Here is a 1507-nt window from a genome sequence, read left to right as displayed (position 1 = left end):
CAATGCCGCTGTTTTAAGCGTTGAGTTTGATTGTTCGCCTGGTCGGAGTGGGTTTGGAGGCCGGGACGATGGTGACGGCCTCGGCCGGTGGAGCCGCGGGCTGGGGCCAGTTGCGATGATGGGCCTTCTTGAGGGCCCAGTTGGACATCTTGCGTTTGACGACTCGGGGCAGCGCGCGGAGTCTGCGGAGGGGTAACAGGCGGCGAGTGATCTCGGCGAGTGTGCGGTCCCAGGCGGCGGCCATGCGCTCAGGGGGAAAAAGCCGCCTGGGCGGGGACTTGGCGGCGAACGACGCGGAGTGAGCGGGTGAAGGAGAGCCGGTCGGGGTCGGTTCCGATTCCGAGAGCGGCCTGGTGCATGACTTGGCGGACGGCGTGGTGGACGAGCAGGAAGCCGTAGACCTCCTGCTCGACACCGTCGGGGTACCTGGAGCGTAGGACCGCATCCGGGCCGCGCTGGTGGACCTTGATCTCGTCCAGGATGCCTTCCACTTCCCATCTCTCGTGATACAGGGCTGCCAGCTCCGTCGCGGGAGCCGCCTGGGGATCGAGGAGGGTGGTGATCAGCCGGATCGGGCCGTCGGCCTCATGACCGGCGACCGTGTACTCGATCACCCGCACCGGCTGCCCGTCCACGTGCCGCCTGTCCTCCGCGGCGAAAATCTCCGACCGATAGGAGCCGTCGGCGTACTGCTCGCACACCCTCAGCACTGCGTTGGACTTGATGCGCCACAGCAAGTCCGCGCCGGTTGCGACAGCGGCCCGCCACCGGTGGTGGGAGGGGAAGTTACGGTCGGCCAGCAGCAGCATCCCCGGCCCGAGATGTGGCACCAGGGTGTCCGCGAGCACCGTCTCAGCCACCGTGCACGGGCCCGTGGCGGCGGCGAACACGGCATGCGTGCCGCACTCCACCAGCACCACCAGCCGCACCTGGGGAAACGCCCCCTTCTTGTCCCCACGCCCGCATCCCGGCCGCCCGAAGAACGTGTCATTCTCCGGCGTGTCCGCCACATCCAGCGTGGTGCCGTCCACCGCCACCAACCGCCGCCCCCGATACCAGGCACCAGCCGTCTCCACAGTTGCCACCGGCTGGCACACTCGCGCGAACAACGCCCGCAACGGTTCCGGACCGAGCCGGGCCCGAGCCCGGGAGATCGCCCCGGTCGAAGGCACCTCCCACCTGCCCCGCCACCGGCCAGTCCACGCCAGGCCCTCCGTCAACAGCCGCGCGACCTCCTCATACGCCTGCCCGGAGAACAGGCACATCGCCAGCACGAAGTAGACCACCACCCGCGCCGGCAACAACCGATGACGCCGCTCGCCCCGCCCCGTCTCGGCGACAACCTCGTCAACCAGCTCCGCCGTAAACACCCGCGTGAGCACACCCAACGCGATGCGGTCCGACAGCCGCTCCTCGACCGGCGGCTTGACCTGACCAGCTCGTGGCACCAAGCACCCCTCCCCGGCCACAAGCTACAGGCTGCCAACCCTCAAAGTCAGCGGCATTG

At 68.7% G+C, this 1507-nt stretch carries 1 protein-coding gene; it reads right to left on the bottom strand.

What is annotated here, in order from left to right:
• Positions 1–248: 248 nt before the first annotated feature.
• Positions 249–1448: an IS4 family transposase gene (locus tag ACO1BR_RS44035; RefSeq protein ID WP_426800739.1), complete on the bottom strand. Its 1200-nt coding sequence runs from the start codon at positions 1446–1448 to the stop codon at positions 249–251.
• Between the last annotated feature and the right edge of the window lie 59 nt (positions 1449–1507).

This window comes from Streptomyces sp. YGL11-2, from assembly GCF_050054615.1.
Lineage (GTDB): Bacteria > Actinomycetota > Actinomycetes > Streptomycetales > Streptomycetaceae > Streptomyces.
This window is presented reverse-complemented; position numbering and strand designations above follow the sequence as displayed.